This window comes from Spirosoma arcticum (assembly GCF_054779955.1).
This window is the reverse complement of the sequence record NZ_BAAGXG010000006.1, coordinates 458839-475924: the sequence shown is the minus strand read 5'-3', so window position 1 is coordinate 475924 and position 17086 is coordinate 458839. Positions and strand designations below refer to the sequence as shown.

Here is a 17086-nt window from a genome sequence, read left to right as displayed (position 1 = left end):
GCATAAAGCTGGATTATTTTATCTTCGACACTAAATTATCTGTACCTGATGGCAACGAAGCGACAGAATCGAAAAGGCCGGGGGTTTACCGGTGAGCGGATGATCGAGATCCCGAAAGAAGTGGTTGAGAAATGCCGGTCAATGCCCCTCATCAACAACCTGTTCATCACCCAGATGGGGTATTTCCCGAAGGCGCTGCACCACTACTACCAGCGGCCAACTGGGATGTCGCAGGTGATTCTGCTCTACTGCACCGACGGGCTGGGCTGGATTCAGGTCCCTAACGGCCGGGTGACGATACAGGCGGGCGATATGTACGCCATTGCACCGGGTGTGCCCCATTCCTATGCGGCTGACACCAATAATCCGTGGACGATCTACTGGTTTCACATCAATGGTACGGCCTGCCATGAATCGGTTTGGGCCGCCATGGGTAATCGTGAAAACCTGGCCCAGGTTGTCCGGGTGGTGTTCTCAAACGAACGAATTTCGCTCTTTGACCGAATATACGAGACGTTTCTGAATGGTTACAGCCAATCGAATCTGCTCTTCGCTAATCTGACGCTTCCTTATTTTCTGGTGTCGTTTGTCCTGCCTGAACCCTTTCAGCGCGGCCTGGTCCGGCCCAGCAGCTCGCCCAGCAACAAAGCCATTGGCTACATGCAGCAAAACCTGTCGAATGCAATCACACTGGATAATATTGCTCAGTCGGCTAATCTATCCACGTCATTCTTCTGCCGAAAATTTAAACAGGACACTGGCTACGCACCCATCGAGTACTTCAATCACCTGCGCATTCAGCGGGCCTGCCAGTTGCTGCACTTCAGCGATCTGCGCGTCAATGAAGTAGCGGCTCAGTTAGGCATCGACGACCCCTTCTACTTTTCGCGATTATTTAGAAAGCAAATGGGCGTTTCACCGGCGGAGTACCGGAAAAGCGAAGGAACACGGCGTATGCTGTAGCCCTCAGGCATAGCGTCTTTTCAGCAGGTTCAGCATAAACACGTTGATTTCCCACTGATTCCCGATGGGCAACTGGGTGTAGGGCATCATGGGCATGTAGGTCGCCGGGCCGAACTCGGTCGTGACGGTTAGCTGGGTTCCCCTGGCTCGGCGCGCTTCGACCACCTGATCCCACCAAACCAGATGCGCGTTGAGCGTACCTTCCCATTCCGGGGCGCGGGGGTCATTGACTTGCGGCCCTTCCGGGTGCCCCACCCGACTGTGGATATGGTCGGCACGCGAAAGGGCCAGGTTTACCGCTTCGGCCTGATCGGCGAGCAGCGATTCGTGGACGGTGCACCAGTGCGAAATGTCTAAGCAAATCCTGACCTCCGGGAGCTGGGTCAGATAGTGCTGCGCGATATGGGCCGCAAACAGGGCCTTACCCCGGTGGGTTTCGTGAATAATTCGGACGCCTGTTTCCGCCGAAATTCGGGTTGCCAAACTGAACAATTGTTTGTTCTGGTCGAACGTGAAGAAATCCTTACCAGTCTGGCAGTTGATAAAAACGGGCTGGGCCAAAAGCAGGTTTCGGAGGTATTTCTCGTAGTTCCGGCCGTGTTCGGCAAGGTCGCGCTCGAAGGACTGCCAGTACTGCCCGATCAGTTCGAGATCGTACTCTCGAAGCGTATCTGTAACCGTCATGCGCTCCGCCATGTCGAGGGGCAGGGCCATCTCGACACCATCATAGCCAGCCGCCTTTACGTTCCGGCAAAAGGTATTGAAGGGCATGGTACTACCCCATTCGGGCGCGTAAAATTTGATCGATATGCCCGGCGATTCACTTGTATTCCTTGTCACTCCTTTAGCTCTTTCAGATAGCAATACGCGGGAAAACCTGCGTGGTAATACTAAAACTTTCGTCCGCTCCGGCGGACCGGTCCTGACTGCTTAGCACTGAATAGGGACGGCTCAAACTGTGGCGGAGACCAGCGCAAAAGCCTCGTCGTAGCGCCTGCCCACGGTCGCCAGCGATGACCGGATGGTTTGCTGAGCGGCAGCATAATTATTGGTTACGTCTAATAGCCGATTCGTAATCTGTTCACCCGTTGCCTGATCGATTTCAAACGTCCAGTCGGCAAAGCCTAAATCATAATACATCTGGCCTTTGATGGAATCTTCGGGCTGGCGGAGGTAGAAACAGGGGGTTCCGTTGGCAACCGCAATAATGGGCGAATGACACTCAAAGCTCAACACTGTATGCGTTTGGGCGTACAACGAAGCGGCTTCGTCGGGTAGCCAGTACCCGTGCTTCACCACAAAAGGCTTTACGTCATCGGGCAGAGGGTTAATCAGCAGTTCGTCCATGATATCGACCTGATACGTCATTTCGGGGCAGACAACAATCTTATTGCCGGTTTTTCGGACCCACGCAATCATGGCTTCCCGCAGTTTGGCATGATCCACCTCTTTGTACTTGTTATTCAGTTCGCTGACCTGCCGGACGCGCTCGTCACTCCAGCCGTTGTTGTTGGGTCGAAACTGGTAGTAGGGCGTTACCCGTAGCCGGGGAATGACGCAGATGAACTGTTTGGGCATCAATTGATTGGCCTGCATGAAGGCCCGTGCCTTCGCTTCATCCTGAATGGTCAGGGCAAACGTCGCATCGGGGGCAAAGGCAATGTGCTTCCCCGATAAGCCCGCTTTCCGGAGCACCTCAACGGAGGCCGTTTCGCGGGTGTAAATAAACGCAGCGTGTTGGAGCAGGTCTTTCAGGTCAGCGTTCACCTCCTGCGTGGTTACGCCGAAAATACCAAACGGCTTTTTGGTCTGGCGGTGCCAGGCCCGCAGATAATCAGCGGCAAGTACGTAAGGTCCCGAGCCGTGAATGAACAGGTGGGCTTCTGTAAAAGCCTGTTTCACTTCCTCCGATTGGGGGATGAAGTTGGTATCTACCGACCCGTGGATGATGCGAACATCGGGATAATGCCGGTTTAGCATCGTTTCCACAAGTTCGCTCTTACTGCGTTTCCAGAGAATGATTTTCGCGTTGGGCAGCCGTTTTTTAAGCAGCGCAATGAAGCCCGGTGTATGGGCAATGTCGCCGATGTTGACATCCTGCCAGCCCGACGTAATGAGAATGACCGGATTGGGTTTGCCCGTGGCTTGCAACACCGATGGAATCAGCAACGCACCAGCCGACAACAGGCCCGTCGTTTTGAGAAACTGACGACGATTTTGAATGATTGAGCGATTCATACTAATGGGCCTACGCGGTTAATTTCAGAGTTTTACGCACGGTTTGCATGGTGGCTTTTTGCCGGTCGGCCACGAACGTCATGGCTTTTTTGACCTTTGCTTTGGCCGCCGGGTAATCCCGGTGAATGTCCAGCACGGCTTTGGTGATGTCGGCGGACGATGTTTTGTCAATATCGAACAACCACTCGGGCAAACCAATGTCGCGGAACATCCAGCCCTTGCGCCCATGGGTCAGCGAACGGGCATGAACCACCGGAACGCCTAAAGCCAGCCCCATAATCAGCGAGTGGGGTTCAATACCGAACATCGAATGGGCGCGGGCATACACCGACATGGCTTCGTCGCAGTTCCAGTACGAATCGCGCCAGACCACCTTGCTCTGCACGTCGGCGGGGAGCAGGTCATACACTTTCTGCTTGTTCTGAGCCACTTCCTTGCTCACTTCGGGAGCCAGCAAGACCTTCAGGCCCGTTTCGCGCACCCAGGTCGTGATGAGGTCGCGGACGTAGCCCATCCGTACCCGGTCCTGTTCCTGTTGTTCGGGCGTAGCCTGGGCGGGGTTCATCAGGCTCCCCCCCGATTTGTCGTAGATATGCTTGGTGTTGGTGCGAATGACGACCGCCAGAAACTTTCCTTCCTCCAGGCCCACTTTTTTCAGGTAAGCGAGGCCTTTTTCTTCGTCCCGTACATCGATCCCGAAACAGCCATCCGGCCCAAAGTCCAGTACGCCGACGGAGGGCCGCCCCGGCATAAACTTATTCTCGCTCAGAAACTTGCGCGATTCGTCGTCGCGGGTATAGATAAACGCAGCCCGGCTCAGTACGTCCCGGAACACGGGCATGGCCGGATGAGCAAACTTGTCGAACGACTGCCCGTACAACCCAAATGGAATGCCCCGGTCGAGACAATAGTAAAACGGGGTCAGGTTGGCCATCGTCGCGGGCCAGTCGTAGCCGAACAGGCCGTAGTTATACACCATTCCCGAATTGACGATGTACAGATTGGCCCGGTCGAACGCGTCTTTCAGTTCCCCGGTAAACGGTTTATCGCCGTCGGCAAATGCCCCCCGCACGATTTTCACGGTCGGGAAATTCCGGGTAATGACTTTTTCGGTTTCGGGGCGCGGGTCCTGATGCCAGAGCAGGATTTCCGCTTCGGGTACGTACCGCTGGAGCAGCCGCAACGTACCCGGCGTGTGCCCCTGGTCGCCAATGTTATGGTCGTTCCACGACGAGCGGAGCAAAATAAGAGGCTTTGGGGCCGAAGAAACCCGCACGGCTTGTGCAGCCCGCCCGTCAGGAACGGGGAGTGCGGTGGCAGCTACCGATAAAGACGATACTTTAAGAAAATCCCGGCGTGAGGTCATCAGGTTGTATGGTAAGGCTAATAGCTGGTTTTAAGCGGGCTCACTGGCTTTTATAACAACGTCCATCGTTTCACGGAGCCGATTATGGGCAAACGTCTGGGCTTTTACGGCTTTGGCCTTAGCCGCTCCAGGGTTCTTCGCCAGGGCCAGCACGGTTGGGACGAGTCGTTTTACGTCGTCCTCATAATCAAAATTAAACAGCCACTCCTTCAGCCCAATATCGTCCCACATCAGGCCTTTACTGCTCTGCTCGACCCACCGCCCGACTAAGGCGGGAATGCCGTTGCCAATGCACATAATGGGGCTGTGCATCTCGTGGCCAAACAACCCCGCCGAACGCCGGTAAACACTTAGGGCTTCGTCCAAAGGCCATAGGTGATCCAGCCAGACCACCTTTTTCTTAACGTCGTCGGGCAGTTTATCCAACAGCCACTCCTTACCAATCCCCATTTCGGTTTCGTCTTCGTGGCAGATGAGGATTTTCATGTTCGTCTGGCGCGTCACGGCAATAATAGCTTCCCGCAGGGGAATATGATCATGTTCTTTCATCTCCTCATTACGGGCGTTCTTCGGGCCATCAAAGGGCCGCTTTTTCAGGACGTGCAACCAGGTGGGCGTAAACCGCTGCTTGGGCATGCAACATAGAAACTTACCTTCTTCCAACTTGTGCGTCCGCAGAAAAGCGTCGGCGGTTTTTTCATCCCGCACGTCCAACGCAAAAACCGCATCTGGCGAGAATTCCATAATGGGCGCGTGGACACCGTTTTGTCTGGCTTTCTCCAACGACATCGAATCGCGGAAATACACGAACTGCGCTTTATTAAGGGTTTCCTTTTCGCGGGTGCCAAACACCCAGTGCCCATACGTGACCCCGTACACGCCGAAGGGCTTGCCGGTCCGTTTGTGAAACGCTTCCGCGTCAGCCCAGGCGACCATAAATGGACCTGAGTTATGCAGCATAAAATCAGTTGAAATCAGGGGCGTTTCGAGTTCGGGGGTTGATGCGCGGCCCTCGGCATCGAGTTTACCCTCTACAATGCGCAGTTTGGGAAAACGGTGCATAAGCATCTTTACCTCCTGGGGTGGCAGGTACTCGTAATACGGCCAGAACGTAATAATGGCTTCGGGGAGGTACTTTTCAAACAGCACCAGCACGCCCGGCGTATGGGCGATGTCACCGATGTTTTCGGTTTGCCAGCCCGAGCGCAGCAAGATGTGGCGGGGGCGGTGGTCCGAACCGATACGCCGTGGTCGGATTGCCGCACCACCGGCATTCTGGTGCGGTCGGCCCGGCGTCATTCCGGGAGCCGCCCCTAAGGAAATGCCGGGGAAGAGCGTCATCGCTCCGGCGAACCGGCCGCACAAGGCGGTTGCCGCCGCCATAAATTGTCGGCGTGTTTGGGTGGATAAGGTTATCATAAGCTAATATCCCGAATTCTGCTTCAGATTTGGGTTCGCATCCAGATCAGATTGTGGAATCGGCAGCAGGATATGGAACGGCTGGATGGTGGGGTTACGATTGAAACTGGTTTCGGCTTTTACCGCATCGAGCAGCCGACCGGTGCGTACCAGATCGAACCGGCGGCTTCCTTCAAAGACCAGTTCCAGCCGCCGTTCCAGCCAGGTGGCCTCCTTGAACGATTGATACGTCAGGCCCGACAACGGCGTTAGTCCGGCCCGTATCCGAACCCGGTTCAGGGCGGCATAGGCTTCGGCAGTTGGGCCGTTATTCGCTTCGTTGAGCGCTTCGGCGTACATCAGCAGCACATCGGCGTAGCGCAGAATGGGAATGCTGGTTCCTTCGCCCCCGTTAGTGCGGGCCGTTCTGTCCCAAACTTTCTGAATAGCCACCGCTTTGGTCGGGTCGGGATCGCTGATGGACAGGTTCGTGGTTGCGCCGTTGAACACGTAGGACGTCAGGAAGGTGACGGGCTTGCGCTTATCGTCAGCGGTGTAGGCGTTGAAGAGGCTGGCCGTGGGCCGGGCAATTCCCGCGCCACCGGCCGGATAAATGGGCGCGGAACGTACCCCAAACCCCCGCCCCAGATTATGCCCCCGCACATCGGTCAGGTATTGTATTTCAATCATGTTTTCCCGGCCGCCACGGGCGGTCAGGGCGAAGGCATCGGCAAAATTGGCATACAGATCATACGCGCCCAGGTCGATCACTTCTTTGGCTTTGGCAGCCGCCTGCGTCCAGTAGGGTGACGTCCGGGTGGTACCCGCCCGCGTCAGATACACTTTCGCCAGCATCCCCTTGGCGGCTCCCTGCGTCATCCGGCCCGATTCGCTCGCTGGGTAGGTCTTGGGCAACACCGTTTCAGCCTCTTTCAGATCGGCTTCAATCTGCTCGTACACCTTATCGACGGGGTCGCGCGGCACCGACAGGCCATCCAGCGATGTGGTTTCGCTCGTGACTAAAGGAACGTCGCCGTACAATCTGACTAAGTTGAAATAGTGCAGTGCCCGCAGCAGCTTCGCTTCGGCGACGTAGCGTTTCTTCAGATTCTCATCCATCGAAATGCCCGGTAGCCGACTAATCACAATGTTGGAGCGATTGATACCCGTATAGGCACCGGCGTAGGAACCGATAATGGTGTTGGTCGGGACAATGTTGTACCGCCAGAGCAGCGGCCGGTCGGCGGCTCCGGTCAGGAACGGAATCGCATCGTCGGTGGAGGTCATATCTAAGCTCGGCTCAATGGGCGCACTCAACGACGCGTAGCAGGCTCCCAGCGCGGCTCTGGCGTCATCAGCCGTTTTAAAGTACGTGACGTCGGTCAGGTTGGTAACGGGTACCAGATCGAGCTGTTGTTCGCAACCCAGCGCCACTAAGGCAATCAGGGGGAGTAGGTACTTAATTTTCATAGCTTCGGTCGACGGTTAAAATGTCAGGTTCAGGCCCACTAACAGCGTTTTGGCGGCCGGGTAAGCGCCGTAGTCCAGCCCCTGGCTGAGCGACGAAGAGCCATACCGGTTTACTTCGGGATCGTAGCCCGTGTAGTTGGTGAAGGTGACGAAGTTTTGGGCCGTCACGTACACTTTGGCGGCACTGACCGACAGGCGGCCCAGCAGGTTTTTGGGTAGGTTGTAGCCTAAGGAAATGTTCTTTACCCGTAGATATGACCCGTCTTCCACCTGAAAGCTGGACAGAATGCGGGAGCCGCCTGCGGCATTGGCGCGGGGGATGGTCGTGCTGGGATTGGTGGGCGTCCAGCGGTCCAGTACGCGGGCCGACTGGTTGTTGCCCCCGGTCAGGTTGACCAGATCGAACGTACCGTAGTTGAGGATGCTGTTTCCCGAAACACCCTGCACAAAGATGTTCAGTTCCAGCCCATTGAAGGAGAACGTGTTGTTGAATCCCCCAAACAGCTTAGGATTTGCATTGCCGATGACGGCCCGGTCGAGGTCGTTGATGATCCCATCCCCGTTGAGGTCTTTGTAGCGCAGGTCGCCGGGTTTGGCCATTTTCTGAGCGGAGGCATCCACTTCGCCCTGATTCTGAAAAATGCCATCCGTCACGCGTCCGTAAAAATTGCCCAGCGGACTACCGACCCGTAGCAGAATGGGGTTGACGGCCGTTGCGAAAATCACCGCGTCGGTGCCGGTCGTAAATTCCTGACGACCGTCTAAGGTCAGAATTTTATTCTGGTTAAACGTCAGGTTGATATCCGATGTCCACCGAAAACCACCCCCGGCTGGATTGCCCGAATTGCCTGAGTTGCCCCTGTTGACGTTAACGGTAGTCAGGGAAAGCTCAATTCCCCTATTTTCAACGCTGCCGATGTTTTTCAGCGTCGGGCCAAACCCCGATGAAGTTGGTACGCCCACAAAAAAAAGCAGATCCGAGGTCTTTTTAATGTAGTAATCGGCCGTTAGCTGAATGCGGTTGTTGAATAACCCCATGTCAAGTCCTGCATCGAATTGCGCGTTTCGCTCCCAGCGTAAATCGGGATTGGCAATGCCAGCGGTGGTGGCACCCGAGTTCAGCACACCACCCAGCACGTAAGGCGTGTTGCCGATGTTGGCTAAGTACTGGTAATTGCCAATTTCCTGATTGCCCGATAGCCCGTAGCTTACCCGCAGTTTAGTGTCCGACAGGATGTTCTGGTTCTTCATCCATTTCTCATTGGCCAACTTCCAGGCGAACGCGCCCGAGGGGAAGAAACCAAATTTGTTGTTGGCACCAAACCGCGAGGAGCCATCCCGGCGGGCGGTGAAGGTGAGCAGAAAGCGGTCGTCGAAGCCGTAGTTAACCCGGCCGATGTAAGAGATCAGCCGCCAGTCGCTCGCCCCGGAAATGGGCGCAACTAAGGACGAACCGGCCGCCAGGTTGTTGTATTCGGCAAAGTCGTTGGGAAACGTGTTAGCCCTGGCCGTCACGTCTTCGGTGGTCAAACTCTGGATGGTGTAACCCAGCAGGGCATTCAGCGTATGGCGGGCGGTTAGCTGCCGGGTATAATTCAGCGTATTTTCGTTGAGCCAGCCGATACTTTGCATGGCTCTGACGGAAGCCGAACCGCCCGAATTAGCACCGGCCAGGGCCAGCCGGGTGCTGTAATTATTGGCTTTGGTGGCCTGCAAATCCGCCCCGAAACTGGTTCGAAAATTCAGCCCGTCGATGATTTTATAATCGACAAACGAATTGGCCAGCAGACGGATCAGGGAGTTCTCGGCGCTAATTTCATTGGCAATGGCCAGCGGGTTATCAACCGAATAACCATTCAGCGTACCTAAGTTTTTATAGTACGTTCCGTCAGCGTTATACACCGGAAAGGTGGGCGAATAACTCAAAGAAGCACTGGTTACGCCACCACCGCCGTTGCCATCCACCTCCGTCCGGGCGTTGTTACCGGTCGTATAAGCCCCTTGCACGGTCAGTCCCACCCGCAGCCGCGACGACACATCGTTATCTAAGTTAGCCCGTAGCGTATAGCGTTTAAAGTTCGAGTTCAGGATGATGCCCTGCTGATCGTAATACCCGAACGAAACGGCGTACCGGGACTTCTCGGAACCGCCCGAGACTCCCAATTGGTGGTTCTGAATGGGTGCTTTGCGCAGCACTTGGGCCTGCCAGTCGGTTCCTCCACCGAGGGAAGTCGGCAGGGGACGGTCGGCGGTGCTGCCATCGAAGAAAGGCTTACCTCCGTTGTTAGTCTGGGTTTCGTTCACAAAATCGGCGAACTGCCGGGCATTCAGCAGCGGAATAGCCCGCCGAACGGACTGGGTGCCGTAATACCCCTCGTAGCTCACGACCGCTTTCCCCGCCTTGCCCCGTTTGGTCGTTACCAGCACCACCCCATTGGAGCCGCGCGAGCCGTAGATGGCCGTGGCACTGGCATCTTTCAGCACTTCGATGGATTCAATATCGTTGGGGTTAATGGAATTCAGACCTGTGGTGGGAAATCCGTCGATAACATACAAGGGGTCGTTGCTGGCATTGACCGATCCCGAACCCCGAATCCGAATGGTAGCCTCCCCACCGGGCCGGGCGGAGTTTTGCACCACCTGCACCCCGGCCGCGCGGCCCTGCAACGCCCGGTCGAAGGCCACGATGGGCGTGGCTTTAATGTCCGTAGCACCCACGCGGGCAACGGCTCCGGTCAGGTCCGATTTCTTCACCGTGCCGTAGCCTACCACCACGACTTCGTTCAGCGATTTATCGTCCGCGCCCAGCCTGACATCGACGACAGACTTATTCCCCACTACGATTTCTTGCGTCGTGTAGCCCACAAACGAGAACACGAGCGTGGCTGACGGGTCGGCGTCCGGCCTGTCGGGGAGCGTCAGCCGGAATTTACCCGACGGTTCAGTGACTGTACCCCTTTGAGTACCCTTTAACAGGACAGTCACCCCCGGCAAACCTTCGCCTTTTTCGTCGGTCACGGTGCCGGTAATGATCTGTTCGGCCAGGGCGGGCGTATTGGTACTGATTTCGGTGGGCAATACCTGGCCGGTGCTGTTGTCTTTGAACAGGGCAATTTGCTTGCCCGTCACTTCGTAGCGGATGCGTAGGGGTGACAGCAGTTCATCCAGCACGACCCGGAGCGGAGCGGACCGCCCTCTGAGGGTGACGCGCTGGTTGATCTGGATTTCTTTCGGGTTGAAGATGAACCGTACGGCAACCGGTCCGCCGGTGCGGGCCGTCCGGTTCGAGCTGCGTTCAATCGTGGTTAAGGCACCTTTCAAGCTAACCACGTCGGTTGTGAGCGTAACGCGCTGTTCGAGCACTTCCTGCCCCAGCGCGTCGTGGGCGTAGGTGGCACTCACGAGCAGGAGAGTTATCAATAGCTGCGTCACTGAGAATCGCATAAACGCCCGAATGAGTGAAGGAGTTAAGTAGTATCTGGCCATAAACCACATAAGTTTTTCTCATGGATGGCGGCCGGTACCGATAGATACTGGTTTTCTGGTATTATTTATAGAATTAATTTATAGATAATGCACAATACGCTAACTATCAGACATTTGCATCGCAACCATTGCTATGAATAACGATCTGACCATCCACAATTTCGTAGGACGACCGGGTGATTTTGCAGATCAGGGCCAGCTTGTCGAACAGCGATTCGTCGGTCAGGTTGGCCGTCAGGTAGCAGCGGTTCATAGTGGCCGGGTCGTAGAGTACGGCTAAGCCATAGGTTTTTTCGAGCAGGGCGAACACCTCGGCAATGGGCGTTTCCTCGAATACAAATGCCCGCGAACCAACCAGTTGTAACTCGGCGGGGCGGGCCACCACAGTCTTCACCAACCGCTCGTCGGTTTGGGCGTAGGCCACCTGCTGGTTGGCCGTCAGAATTACCCCAACCCGTTCGGTAAGCTGGTCGCGCCTTGCCCCTTCTACGTCGCTCAGCCGGTAAACCGATACCCGTCCCGATTTAACTTCGACCTTCGCCTGGGCCGCATCGGCAAAGGCGCTAACCATAAAACTCGTTCCCAGCACCTGCGTCGAGAGGGCGTTGGTATGAACCCAGAACGGCTTTTTGGGATTGCGGGCGATGTTGAAAAACGCCTTGCCCCGCAAATAAACCTCGCGGTTGGTGGCCGCAAAATGGGCCGGGTACTGGAGCGTACTCTTAGGATAGAGTTGAACCACGCTGCCGTCTTCCAGCCGAACTAACTGCAGTTGAGCCGTAGCATTGATTCGCCTGACCGGGTTATCGACAAGCGCGGGATTAATTTGGCGAATCTGGGCCTGTAGCTGCCGGTCGGGCTGGTGCAGGAACCGGTAGCCTGCATACCCAACGCCCACCACCAGCAGCACCGAAGCCGCCACCCGAAAGGCGTTGCTCCGCCCTAAAGGGATCACCCGCACCGGTTCAGCCTGGGCGACGTCGTCGGTGATTTCGGCCAGCGTACTGGCGGGCAGGGCCGTGTTTTCCTCTTCCAGCGCCAGTAAAAACGCCCGTGCCACCTGAACGGTATCCCGCTTGTCGGGGTGCTGCGTTAACCAGGCCAGCCAGAACCGCTCCGCTGCCGGATCGCGCTCAATGACCCACTGGCGAAATCGTTCGTCGCGGGCAAGGTCGTCAAGGGTAAACGTTCGATAATCGGTTTCCATAGCGCGGAGTACGAATGATTCGTGCTGTCAGATGGCAAATTCTGGCGTCGGATACTGGTTTACAGTAAATTATTTAGAAAAACGGGTTAGCCAGCCGGTAATCAACACCATCAGCATGGGCCAGTTTTCGCGCATCGACGTGTAGGCCGCCTGCAACAAGTTCGACACCGACTGCGGATTAACGTTCATGATGGCCGCAATGTCGTCGCGCTCCAGATTCTGGTAGTAACGCAGGTAGATCACTTCCTGTTGCCGTTTGGGAAGTTTGGCCAGGGCTTCGGCGATTCGGTGCGTGGTTTCGGCCAGACTTTCCTGCTCGATTACTGTCCACTCGGGCGAAAAATCAATCAGGTTTCCGTTATTTTCTAAGTCAGCCGGTTCGTCGTCGCGGTTGATCTGCTGCCGGTAGCCTTCGCGCAGCACCCGCTTCCGCACCGAACTCAGCAGGTAGGCCCGCACACTGTCGGGCGTGCTGACGCGGTCGCGCCGGTTCCAGATTTCGATGAAGACTTCCTGCACGCAATCTTTTACAAACGCTTCGTCGCGGACGAATTTATGACCGTAGTTCAGCAGCGGGTTGAAGTACCGGTTGATGAGTTTACCCAGCGCCAGTTCACTGCCCTTCTGGAGTTGCTGCCAGAGCACCCCATCGGTTTGAGCAGGTTTTGGGTTAAGGGAATTCATGCGTTCTGAGGTACTGCAATCAAGGGGCGTTTGCCTGATCCGCTACTAAGACCACAGGGTAAAGCAGCTTTGAAACCACATCTAACGATTGAGTGTAATCGCCACCCATCAACCGGAACCAGTCCAACGTAAATAGTCTGAACGGTCGGCTGCGGGCGTGATTTTCGGTATTTTAATACTCGTTACGCTGCGACCGCATCCAAGTGATCGGGTGGCTGAGTTTAGATCTCTGCGGCTACGTATTCCAGCCCGAAGCGTTCCAACTGTTCGACCAGCAACAACACGCGTTTACCCCGCTCCGTGAGTGCGTACTCGACGCGGGGTGGAACCTCGCCGTATGACTTACGAGCCAGCAAGCCATCATCAACGAGTTCTTTTAACTGTAGAATCAGGATACGCTCGGTGATGTCTGGCAGCAGGCGTTTCAACTCACCATACCGCCTGGACTGCTCCCCAATTTGGTAGATCAGTAATAGCTTCCACTTACCGCCGATAACACTGAGTGCTTTACGAACGGGGCAGCCGCTTGCTTCATCTTTAAATTTCATAAAATAAATGTTTTATAACACGCTGATAATGAGCTTTACAATCCAAAACTGTACGATACAATACCTTTGTGTAAGTACTTAACAAAAGTACTTGTTTTGGTCAACCTTTGTGCAGTTAAACAGCTTATTTCAACAGAATTTCGCATGAAAAAAGTATTAGTAACTGGCGCAACTGGTTTTCAGGGTGGGGCCGTGGTGACTGCCTTACTGGAGGAAGGCTTTTCGGTGAAGGCGTTAATAACCCCAGGCGAATCAGCGCAGAGCCTGCAGCAAAGGGGAGTCGAAGTGGTTTACGGTAGCCTTGACGATGTCGATAGCCTTGGCAAAGCGTTCGTCGATGTAGCGCACATTTCGCTGGTATTTCCGCTGATTTTTGACCCGGAAAGAATCAGTAACTTTGCCCGCAACGTAGTTCAGGCATATCGCACGTCGGCTGTCGAGTCGATTGTCTTTAACACCAGCATTCCGGTTCCCGCCGAGAAGACAGGCTATATAGCCATTGATAGCAAACTGGAGGCCGAGCGTCTCTTCGACGCTCAGGAACTGCCTTACATTTCAATCCGCCCAACTATTTATTTGGATAATCTGGCGGCCCCCTGGTCGATCCCACTCCTGGCCAACGAAGGTATATTAGCTTACCCAATTGCATCCGGCCAGCCAATCGCGTGGCTGAGCCATCGTGACTTGGTTCGGTACACGGTGGCGGCCATCAAACGCCCAAATTTAGTGGGACAAAAACTTGACTTAGGCGGTTTGCAACTCCTGACGGGCGACGATCTGGCGCAGGGTCTCTCCACTCTCTTGGGTAAGCCTATTCAGTACGTAGCGGTTACGCCCGACGACTTTGAGCAGCAATTGTCCGGTCCATTCGGTCCCGCCAGGGAGATTGCGAATATTTATCGTTTCGTGGCAGGTAATGCGAAACACCTCCAGGCATTGCACTTACGGGAGTCAACTCTGCTGAAATTACCCATTGCTCCACTCCCGTTTGATGAATGGGCCAGGCAGATTCAATGGGGCGTTGGCTCAGTGGAACCGACTGGTCGACATCCCACTGCCCGCTTTTTCGCTGATTTGTATACGGCTAATGACCCACAGAAAGCAGCTGCGCTTGTTGATGAGTTGGTTGCCGATACGTTTGTAGATCACTCTCCGGCTTTTGGCGGCACGCCGGATAAAGCTGGTTTTCGGCAGACGGTAGCGTTCATCAATCAAGTGTTTGAGCAACGGTACACCGTTGAAAAACTCATCCAGGAAGGCAACCTATACACAGGCATCTGGACATCAAGCTGTCAGCATGTCGGCGAATTTATGGGCGTCGCCCCCACCCAAAAGCAATTCGAGGTCCGGGGCATCACAACTTACCGGATTATAGACGGTAAAATTCACGAACACTGGGAGCAGTTTGATGTGCTGACGATTCTGCAACAACTTGGTATTGTATCGCTTCCTTAACGCAAAAGTAGTCCGGTCAGGTTGTACTACTCGCCTGCCGGACTACTTACTGATTTGTGTTGTTCTGAGTTGTAACTACTCGTTTAACTAATTAGACTGGGGTTTAAACAGGGACGTACCCATTGGCGGCATTGCTCAACAGCCGCTAAGCTAATCAGCGTTTTACGGGGCGGCTGGCGGCATCGACAAACGGAGCGGGCAGACCCTTTACCCCAAGCTGAATGAAGCAGCGCGGCCAGTCGAACTGGTCCCAGTGTTCGTAGAGCTGCCCATTCTGCACCGTCCAGATGTCGATCACGTCGAACTCCAGTTGCTGGCCCGTTGCTGGTATGCCCAGAAAGGGAGTACCTGTTGCCCTACCCGTGATGGTCCACCGCACAACGACGCGCTCGTCGGTGGCAAATACATCACGCACCACGGCCCGCAGGTCAGGAATGGCCGAGCGGAACACCTCCACGAAGCCAATCAGGCCGTCGCGGCCCGGTGGGGCCACCGCATTGTACTGCTGGTAGTCGGGCGACACAATCCGGGTGAAGGCTGCGGCACGGGCTGCGGGCGTTGTGCCGTTGATGCCCTCATCGAAAAAAGCACGGCCCAATACCGCGTTAGCCGCCACCAAACTGGCCGTAGCCGGTTGAACATTGTCCATGTCCTTCCTACAGGCGAGGGCCGTTGCCAGCAAAGCCACGCAGAGGGCGGCTGTTCGGAAAATTGAGTTGACTGCTTTCATGATTGTACCCTGCTTATCAATTTAGGTGTACCCTGATTGGTGGTTAATACGGAGCACAGCGTTTCTGCGCTCCGTACTCGATGAGTTGATCTTAAATGATCCGGTAAGTCGTTTCGACGTTGCCCCGCGTAGAATTGCTGTAAGCGCACCAGTGTTTGGCATCGTCTACTAACGCTTCGGCAGTGGCTTTGTCGAGTCCCGGCAGACTGACCTCGATGTCTGCTGCCAGCCAGTACCCGACTTCTTTCAACAGCAGATGCACGTCCGCTTTAACGGCGATGTTTTTCACATCGACGGGAAGCTTCTTTTGTGATGCCAGAATGCCCAGCGTCTGCCCGAAGCAGGCCGAAAAACCAGCCGCGAAAAGCTGCTCAGGATTCGTGGCCCCGCCATTGCCGCCAATTTCTTTGGGGAAGGCCAGATCAACGTTCAGGAGGCCGTCTGACGACTGGGCGTGACCGTTGCGGCCACCAACGGTGGTTACTTCGGCTACGTAAAGGTCCTTCGCTGTTTGTGTTTCCATGATACTTGGTTGTTTTGAAATTTATAATAAAAATTGACTGATTAAGCAGTGGGAGACGGCAAGGCGTCAATGGGGTCAGGAACCAGCGCAGCGGCCTGGTAAATAGCACGGATGAACTGCGCCGGTGGTTGCGCCCCAACGAGCGCGAACGCACCGTTGAAAACATAAGTGGGTACGCTGGTGATGCTGCTAAACCGGTAGTGTCGCTGCTGATCGCGCACGTCTACCGGTCCGGCCGGCTTCGGCTACCTGCGCAAAAATGGCATTGCGTCGCTGAGCCGAGCCGAAGACCTCCCTTAGGTGGCTTTGCCGTTCGACACCGGAGACCGGAATCCGGGGAAACAACTCGAACGGTTGGCAGCGGATACGTGTTTCGAGGTCGGGCAATTGGGCTATCGCCCTGGCCAGCCGCTTCCGCCCGATGTAGCACCAGGGGCAAACCAAATAAGAAATTAGGTCGATTTGTACCGGATTCATCATTAGTTGACTGATTATCCGGTGTGCTACCGGGCTGATTGATGATACAAAATTGGCCTGTCCGGCACTTCCTAATCAAGTAGTTACGGAATTGTGTGCCACCCACGAAAAACATAGTAATCTGACAATGAGAAAGTTAACCTCATCAAATTCCCGTAACCAATTGCAGATGATCACCAACTGCCCAATCACCAGCAGTCTGATTCTGATCAATGGTCGCTGGAAGATGATTATCCTCTGGCAACTCAACGGGGGAACCGTTCGCTTCGGGGAGTTGCGCCGGGCTATCCCGCTGATTACCGAAAAAATGCTGACTGATCAACTCCGGGAGCTGGAGACCGACGGCTTTGTGGAGCGGGTCGTGTTTGCCCAGGTGCCACCCCGGGTCGAGTACTCGCTGACTCCGCTGGGGTTGTCGTTCATCCCCATCTTAGAGCAGTTGTCGGTTTGGGGCGACGAGCATCAGGCCATTGAGCGGGTAAAACAAAAGTTTCAGGAACACGTACCGGCCAATGCGCTATAATAAATTGAGTTGATGATG

16 protein-coding genes are annotated in these 17086 nt (G+C 55.2%); 3 read left to right on the top strand and 13 right to left on the bottom strand.

Translation table 11 applies throughout. The features are described 5' to 3' along the window. The first annotated feature begins 48 nt into the window (after positions 1 to 48). Positions 49 to 963 (top strand): AraC family transcriptional regulator, encoded by a 915-nt coding sequence (locus ACYVHB_RS16555; protein WP_461052873.1) that lies wholly within the window; start codon positions 49 to 51, stop codon positions 961 to 963. Between the two features lie 3 nt (positions 964 to 966). Here the strand turns inward: ACYVHB_RS16555 and ACYVHB_RS16550 are convergent, their stop codons facing one another. The 9 genes from ACYVHB_RS16550 to ACYVHB_RS16510 all read right to left on the bottom strand — a co-directional run bounded on the left by ACYVHB_RS16550 (position 967) and on the right by ACYVHB_RS16510 (position 13360). Further along, positions 967 to 1734 carry a sugar phosphate isomerase/epimerase family protein gene (locus ACYVHB_RS16550; RefSeq protein WP_461052872.1) on the bottom strand — a complete coding sequence of 256 codons (768 nt, stop codon included), beginning with the start codon at positions 1732 to 1734 and terminating at the stop codon, positions 967 to 969. 180 nt (positions 1735 to 1914) lie between these two features. Next, positions 1915 to 3201 carry a polysaccharide pyruvyl transferase family protein gene (locus ACYVHB_RS16545; RefSeq protein ID WP_461052871.1) on the bottom strand — a complete coding sequence of 429 codons (1287 nt, stop codon included), beginning with the start codon at positions 3199 to 3201 and terminating at the stop codon, positions 1915 to 1917. Between the two features lie 10 nt (positions 3202 to 3211). Beyond that, a complete protein-coding gene (locus tag ACYVHB_RS16540; protein ID WP_461052870.1) occupies positions 3212 to 4567 on the bottom strand; it encodes a polysaccharide pyruvyl transferase family protein in 1356 nt (451 codons plus the stop codon). 30 nt (positions 4568 to 4597) lie between these two features. Further along, positions 4598 to 5950, bottom strand: coding sequence for a polysaccharide pyruvyl transferase family protein (locus tag ACYVHB_RS16535; RefSeq protein ID WP_461052869.1), 1353 nt, complete (start codon positions 5948 to 5950; stop codon positions 4598 to 4600). A gap of 39 nt (positions 5951 to 5989) precedes the next feature. Continuing rightward, on the bottom strand, positions 5990 to 7435 hold the full coding sequence (locus ACYVHB_RS16530) for a RagB/SusD family nutrient uptake outer membrane protein (protein ID WP_461052868.1): 1446 nt from the start codon (positions 7433 to 7435) through the stop codon (positions 5990 to 5992). Positions 7436 to 7450: 15 nt separating this feature from the next. Then, positions 7451 to 10921, bottom strand: coding sequence for a TonB-dependent receptor (locus ACYVHB_RS16525; protein ID WP_461052867.1), 3471 nt, complete (start codon positions 10919 to 10921; stop codon positions 7451 to 7453). A gap of 106 nt (positions 10922 to 11027) precedes the next feature. Continuing rightward, positions 11028 to 12128, bottom strand: coding sequence for a FecR family protein (locus tag ACYVHB_RS16520; RefSeq protein WP_461052866.1), 1101 nt, complete (start codon positions 12126 to 12128; stop codon positions 11028 to 11030). A gap of 69 nt (positions 12129 to 12197) precedes the next feature. Further along, entirely contained in the window at positions 12198 to 12812 is a 615-nt protein-coding gene (locus ACYVHB_RS16515; RefSeq protein WP_461052865.1) for an RNA polymerase sigma factor, read from the bottom strand. Between the two features lie 221 nt (positions 12813 to 13033). After that, positions 13034 to 13360 carry a winged helix-turn-helix transcriptional regulator gene (locus ACYVHB_RS16510; RefSeq protein ID WP_461052864.1) on the bottom strand — a complete coding sequence of 109 codons (327 nt, stop codon included), beginning with the start codon at positions 13358 to 13360 and terminating at the stop codon, positions 13034 to 13036. Between the two features lie 144 nt (positions 13361 to 13504). Between ACYVHB_RS16510 and ACYVHB_RS16505 the strand changes: the two genes are divergently transcribed. Beyond that, on the top strand, positions 13505 to 14815 hold the full coding sequence (locus tag ACYVHB_RS16505; protein WP_461052863.1) for an NmrA family NAD(P)-binding protein: 1311 nt from the start codon (positions 13505 to 13507) through the stop codon (positions 14813 to 14815). A gap of 154 nt (positions 14816 to 14969) precedes the next feature. Here ACYVHB_RS16505 and ACYVHB_RS16500 read toward each other — a convergent pair whose 3' ends face one another. From ACYVHB_RS16500 to ACYVHB_RS16485, 4 genes are all read right to left on the bottom strand, one after another. Beyond that, positions 14970 to 15545, bottom strand: a complete 576-nt coding sequence (locus ACYVHB_RS16500; protein WP_461052862.1) for an ester cyclase — start codon at positions 15543 to 15545, stop codon at positions 14970 to 14972. 91 nt (positions 15546 to 15636) lie between these two features. Next, positions 15637 to 16068: an organic hydroperoxide resistance protein gene (locus ACYVHB_RS16495; RefSeq protein ID WP_461052861.1), complete on the bottom strand. Its 432-nt coding sequence runs from the start codon at positions 16066 to 16068 to the stop codon at positions 15637 to 15639. Between the two features lie 41 nt (positions 16069 to 16109). Further along, positions 16110 to 16289: a hypothetical protein gene (locus ACYVHB_RS16490; protein ID WP_461052860.1), complete on the bottom strand. Its 180-nt coding sequence runs from the start codon at positions 16287 to 16289 to the stop codon at positions 16110 to 16112. After that, the gene (locus ACYVHB_RS16485) at positions 16258 to 16545 is read right to left on the bottom strand and encodes a DsbA family protein (protein WP_461052923.1); all 288 of its coding nucleotides are present in this window, start codon (positions 16543 to 16545) and stop codon (positions 16258 to 16260) included. The genes ACYVHB_RS16490 and ACYVHB_RS16485 overlap by 32 nt, the downstream gene beginning before the upstream one ends. A gap of 169 nt (positions 16546 to 16714) precedes the next feature. On the opposite strand from ACYVHB_RS16485, the gene ACYVHB_RS16480 reads away from it, so the two are divergent. After that, positions 16715 to 17068: a winged helix-turn-helix transcriptional regulator gene (locus ACYVHB_RS16480; RefSeq protein WP_461052859.1), complete on the top strand. Its 354-nt coding sequence runs from the start codon at positions 16715 to 16717 to the stop codon at positions 17066 to 17068. Positions 17069 to 17086: the final 18 nt, after the last annotated feature.

Excerpts from the sequence above, each read along its gene's own strand:
- ACYVHB_RS16555 (WP_461052873.1), top strand. The coding sequence starts at position 49 with ATGGCAACGAAGCGACAGAATCGAAAAGGCCGGGGGTTTACCGGTGAG.
- ACYVHB_RS16550 (WP_461052872.1), bottom strand. The coding sequence starts at position 1,734 with ATGCCCTTCAATACCTTTTGCCGGAACGTAAAGGCGGCTGGCTATGAT.
- ACYVHB_RS16545 (WP_461052871.1), bottom strand. The coding sequence starts at position 3,201 with ATGAATCGCTCAATCATTCAAAATCGTCGTCAGTTTCTCAAAACGACG.
- ACYVHB_RS16540 (WP_461052870.1), bottom strand. The coding sequence starts at position 4,567 with ATGACCTCACGCCGGGATTTTCTTAAAGTATCGTCTTTATCGGTAGCT.
- ACYVHB_RS16535 (WP_461052869.1), bottom strand. The coding sequence starts at position 5,950 with ATGGCGGCGGCAACCGCCTTGTGCGGCCGGTTCGCCGGAGCGATGACG.
- ACYVHB_RS16530 (WP_461052868.1), bottom strand. The coding sequence starts at position 7,435 with ATGAAAATTAAGTACCTACTCCCCCTGATTGCCTTAGTGGCGCTGGGT.
- ACYVHB_RS16525 (WP_461052867.1), bottom strand. The coding sequence starts at position 10,921 with ATGGCCAGATACTACTTAACTCCTTCACTCATTCGGGCGTTTATGCGA.
- ACYVHB_RS16520 (WP_461052866.1), bottom strand. The coding sequence starts at position 12,128 with ATGGAAACCGATTATCGAACGTTTACCCTTGACGACCTTGCCCGCGAC.
- ACYVHB_RS16515 (WP_461052865.1), bottom strand. The coding sequence starts at position 12,812 with ATGAATTCCCTTAACCCAAAACCTGCTCAAACCGATGGGGTGCTCTGG.
- ACYVHB_RS16510 (WP_461052864.1), bottom strand. The coding sequence starts at position 13,360 with ATGAAATTTAAAGATGAAGCAAGCGGCTGCCCCGTTCGTAAAGCACTC.
- ACYVHB_RS16505 (WP_461052863.1), top strand. The coding sequence starts at position 13,505 with ATGAAAAAAGTATTAGTAACTGGCGCAACTGGTTTTCAGGGTGGGGCC.
- ACYVHB_RS16500 (WP_461052862.1), bottom strand. The coding sequence starts at position 15,545 with ATGAAAGCAGTCAACTCAATTTTCCGAACAGCCGCCCTCTGCGTGGCT.
- ACYVHB_RS16495 (WP_461052861.1), bottom strand. The coding sequence starts at position 16,068 with ATGGAAACACAAACAGCGAAGGACCTTTACGTAGCCGAAGTAACCACC.
- ACYVHB_RS16485 (WP_461052923.1), bottom strand. The coding sequence starts at position 16,545 with ATGAATCCGGTACAAATCGACCTAATTTCTTATTTGGTTTGCCCCTGG.
- ACYVHB_RS16480 (WP_461052859.1), top strand. The coding sequence starts at position 16,715 with ATGATCACCAACTGCCCAATCACCAGCAGTCTGATTCTGATCAATGGT.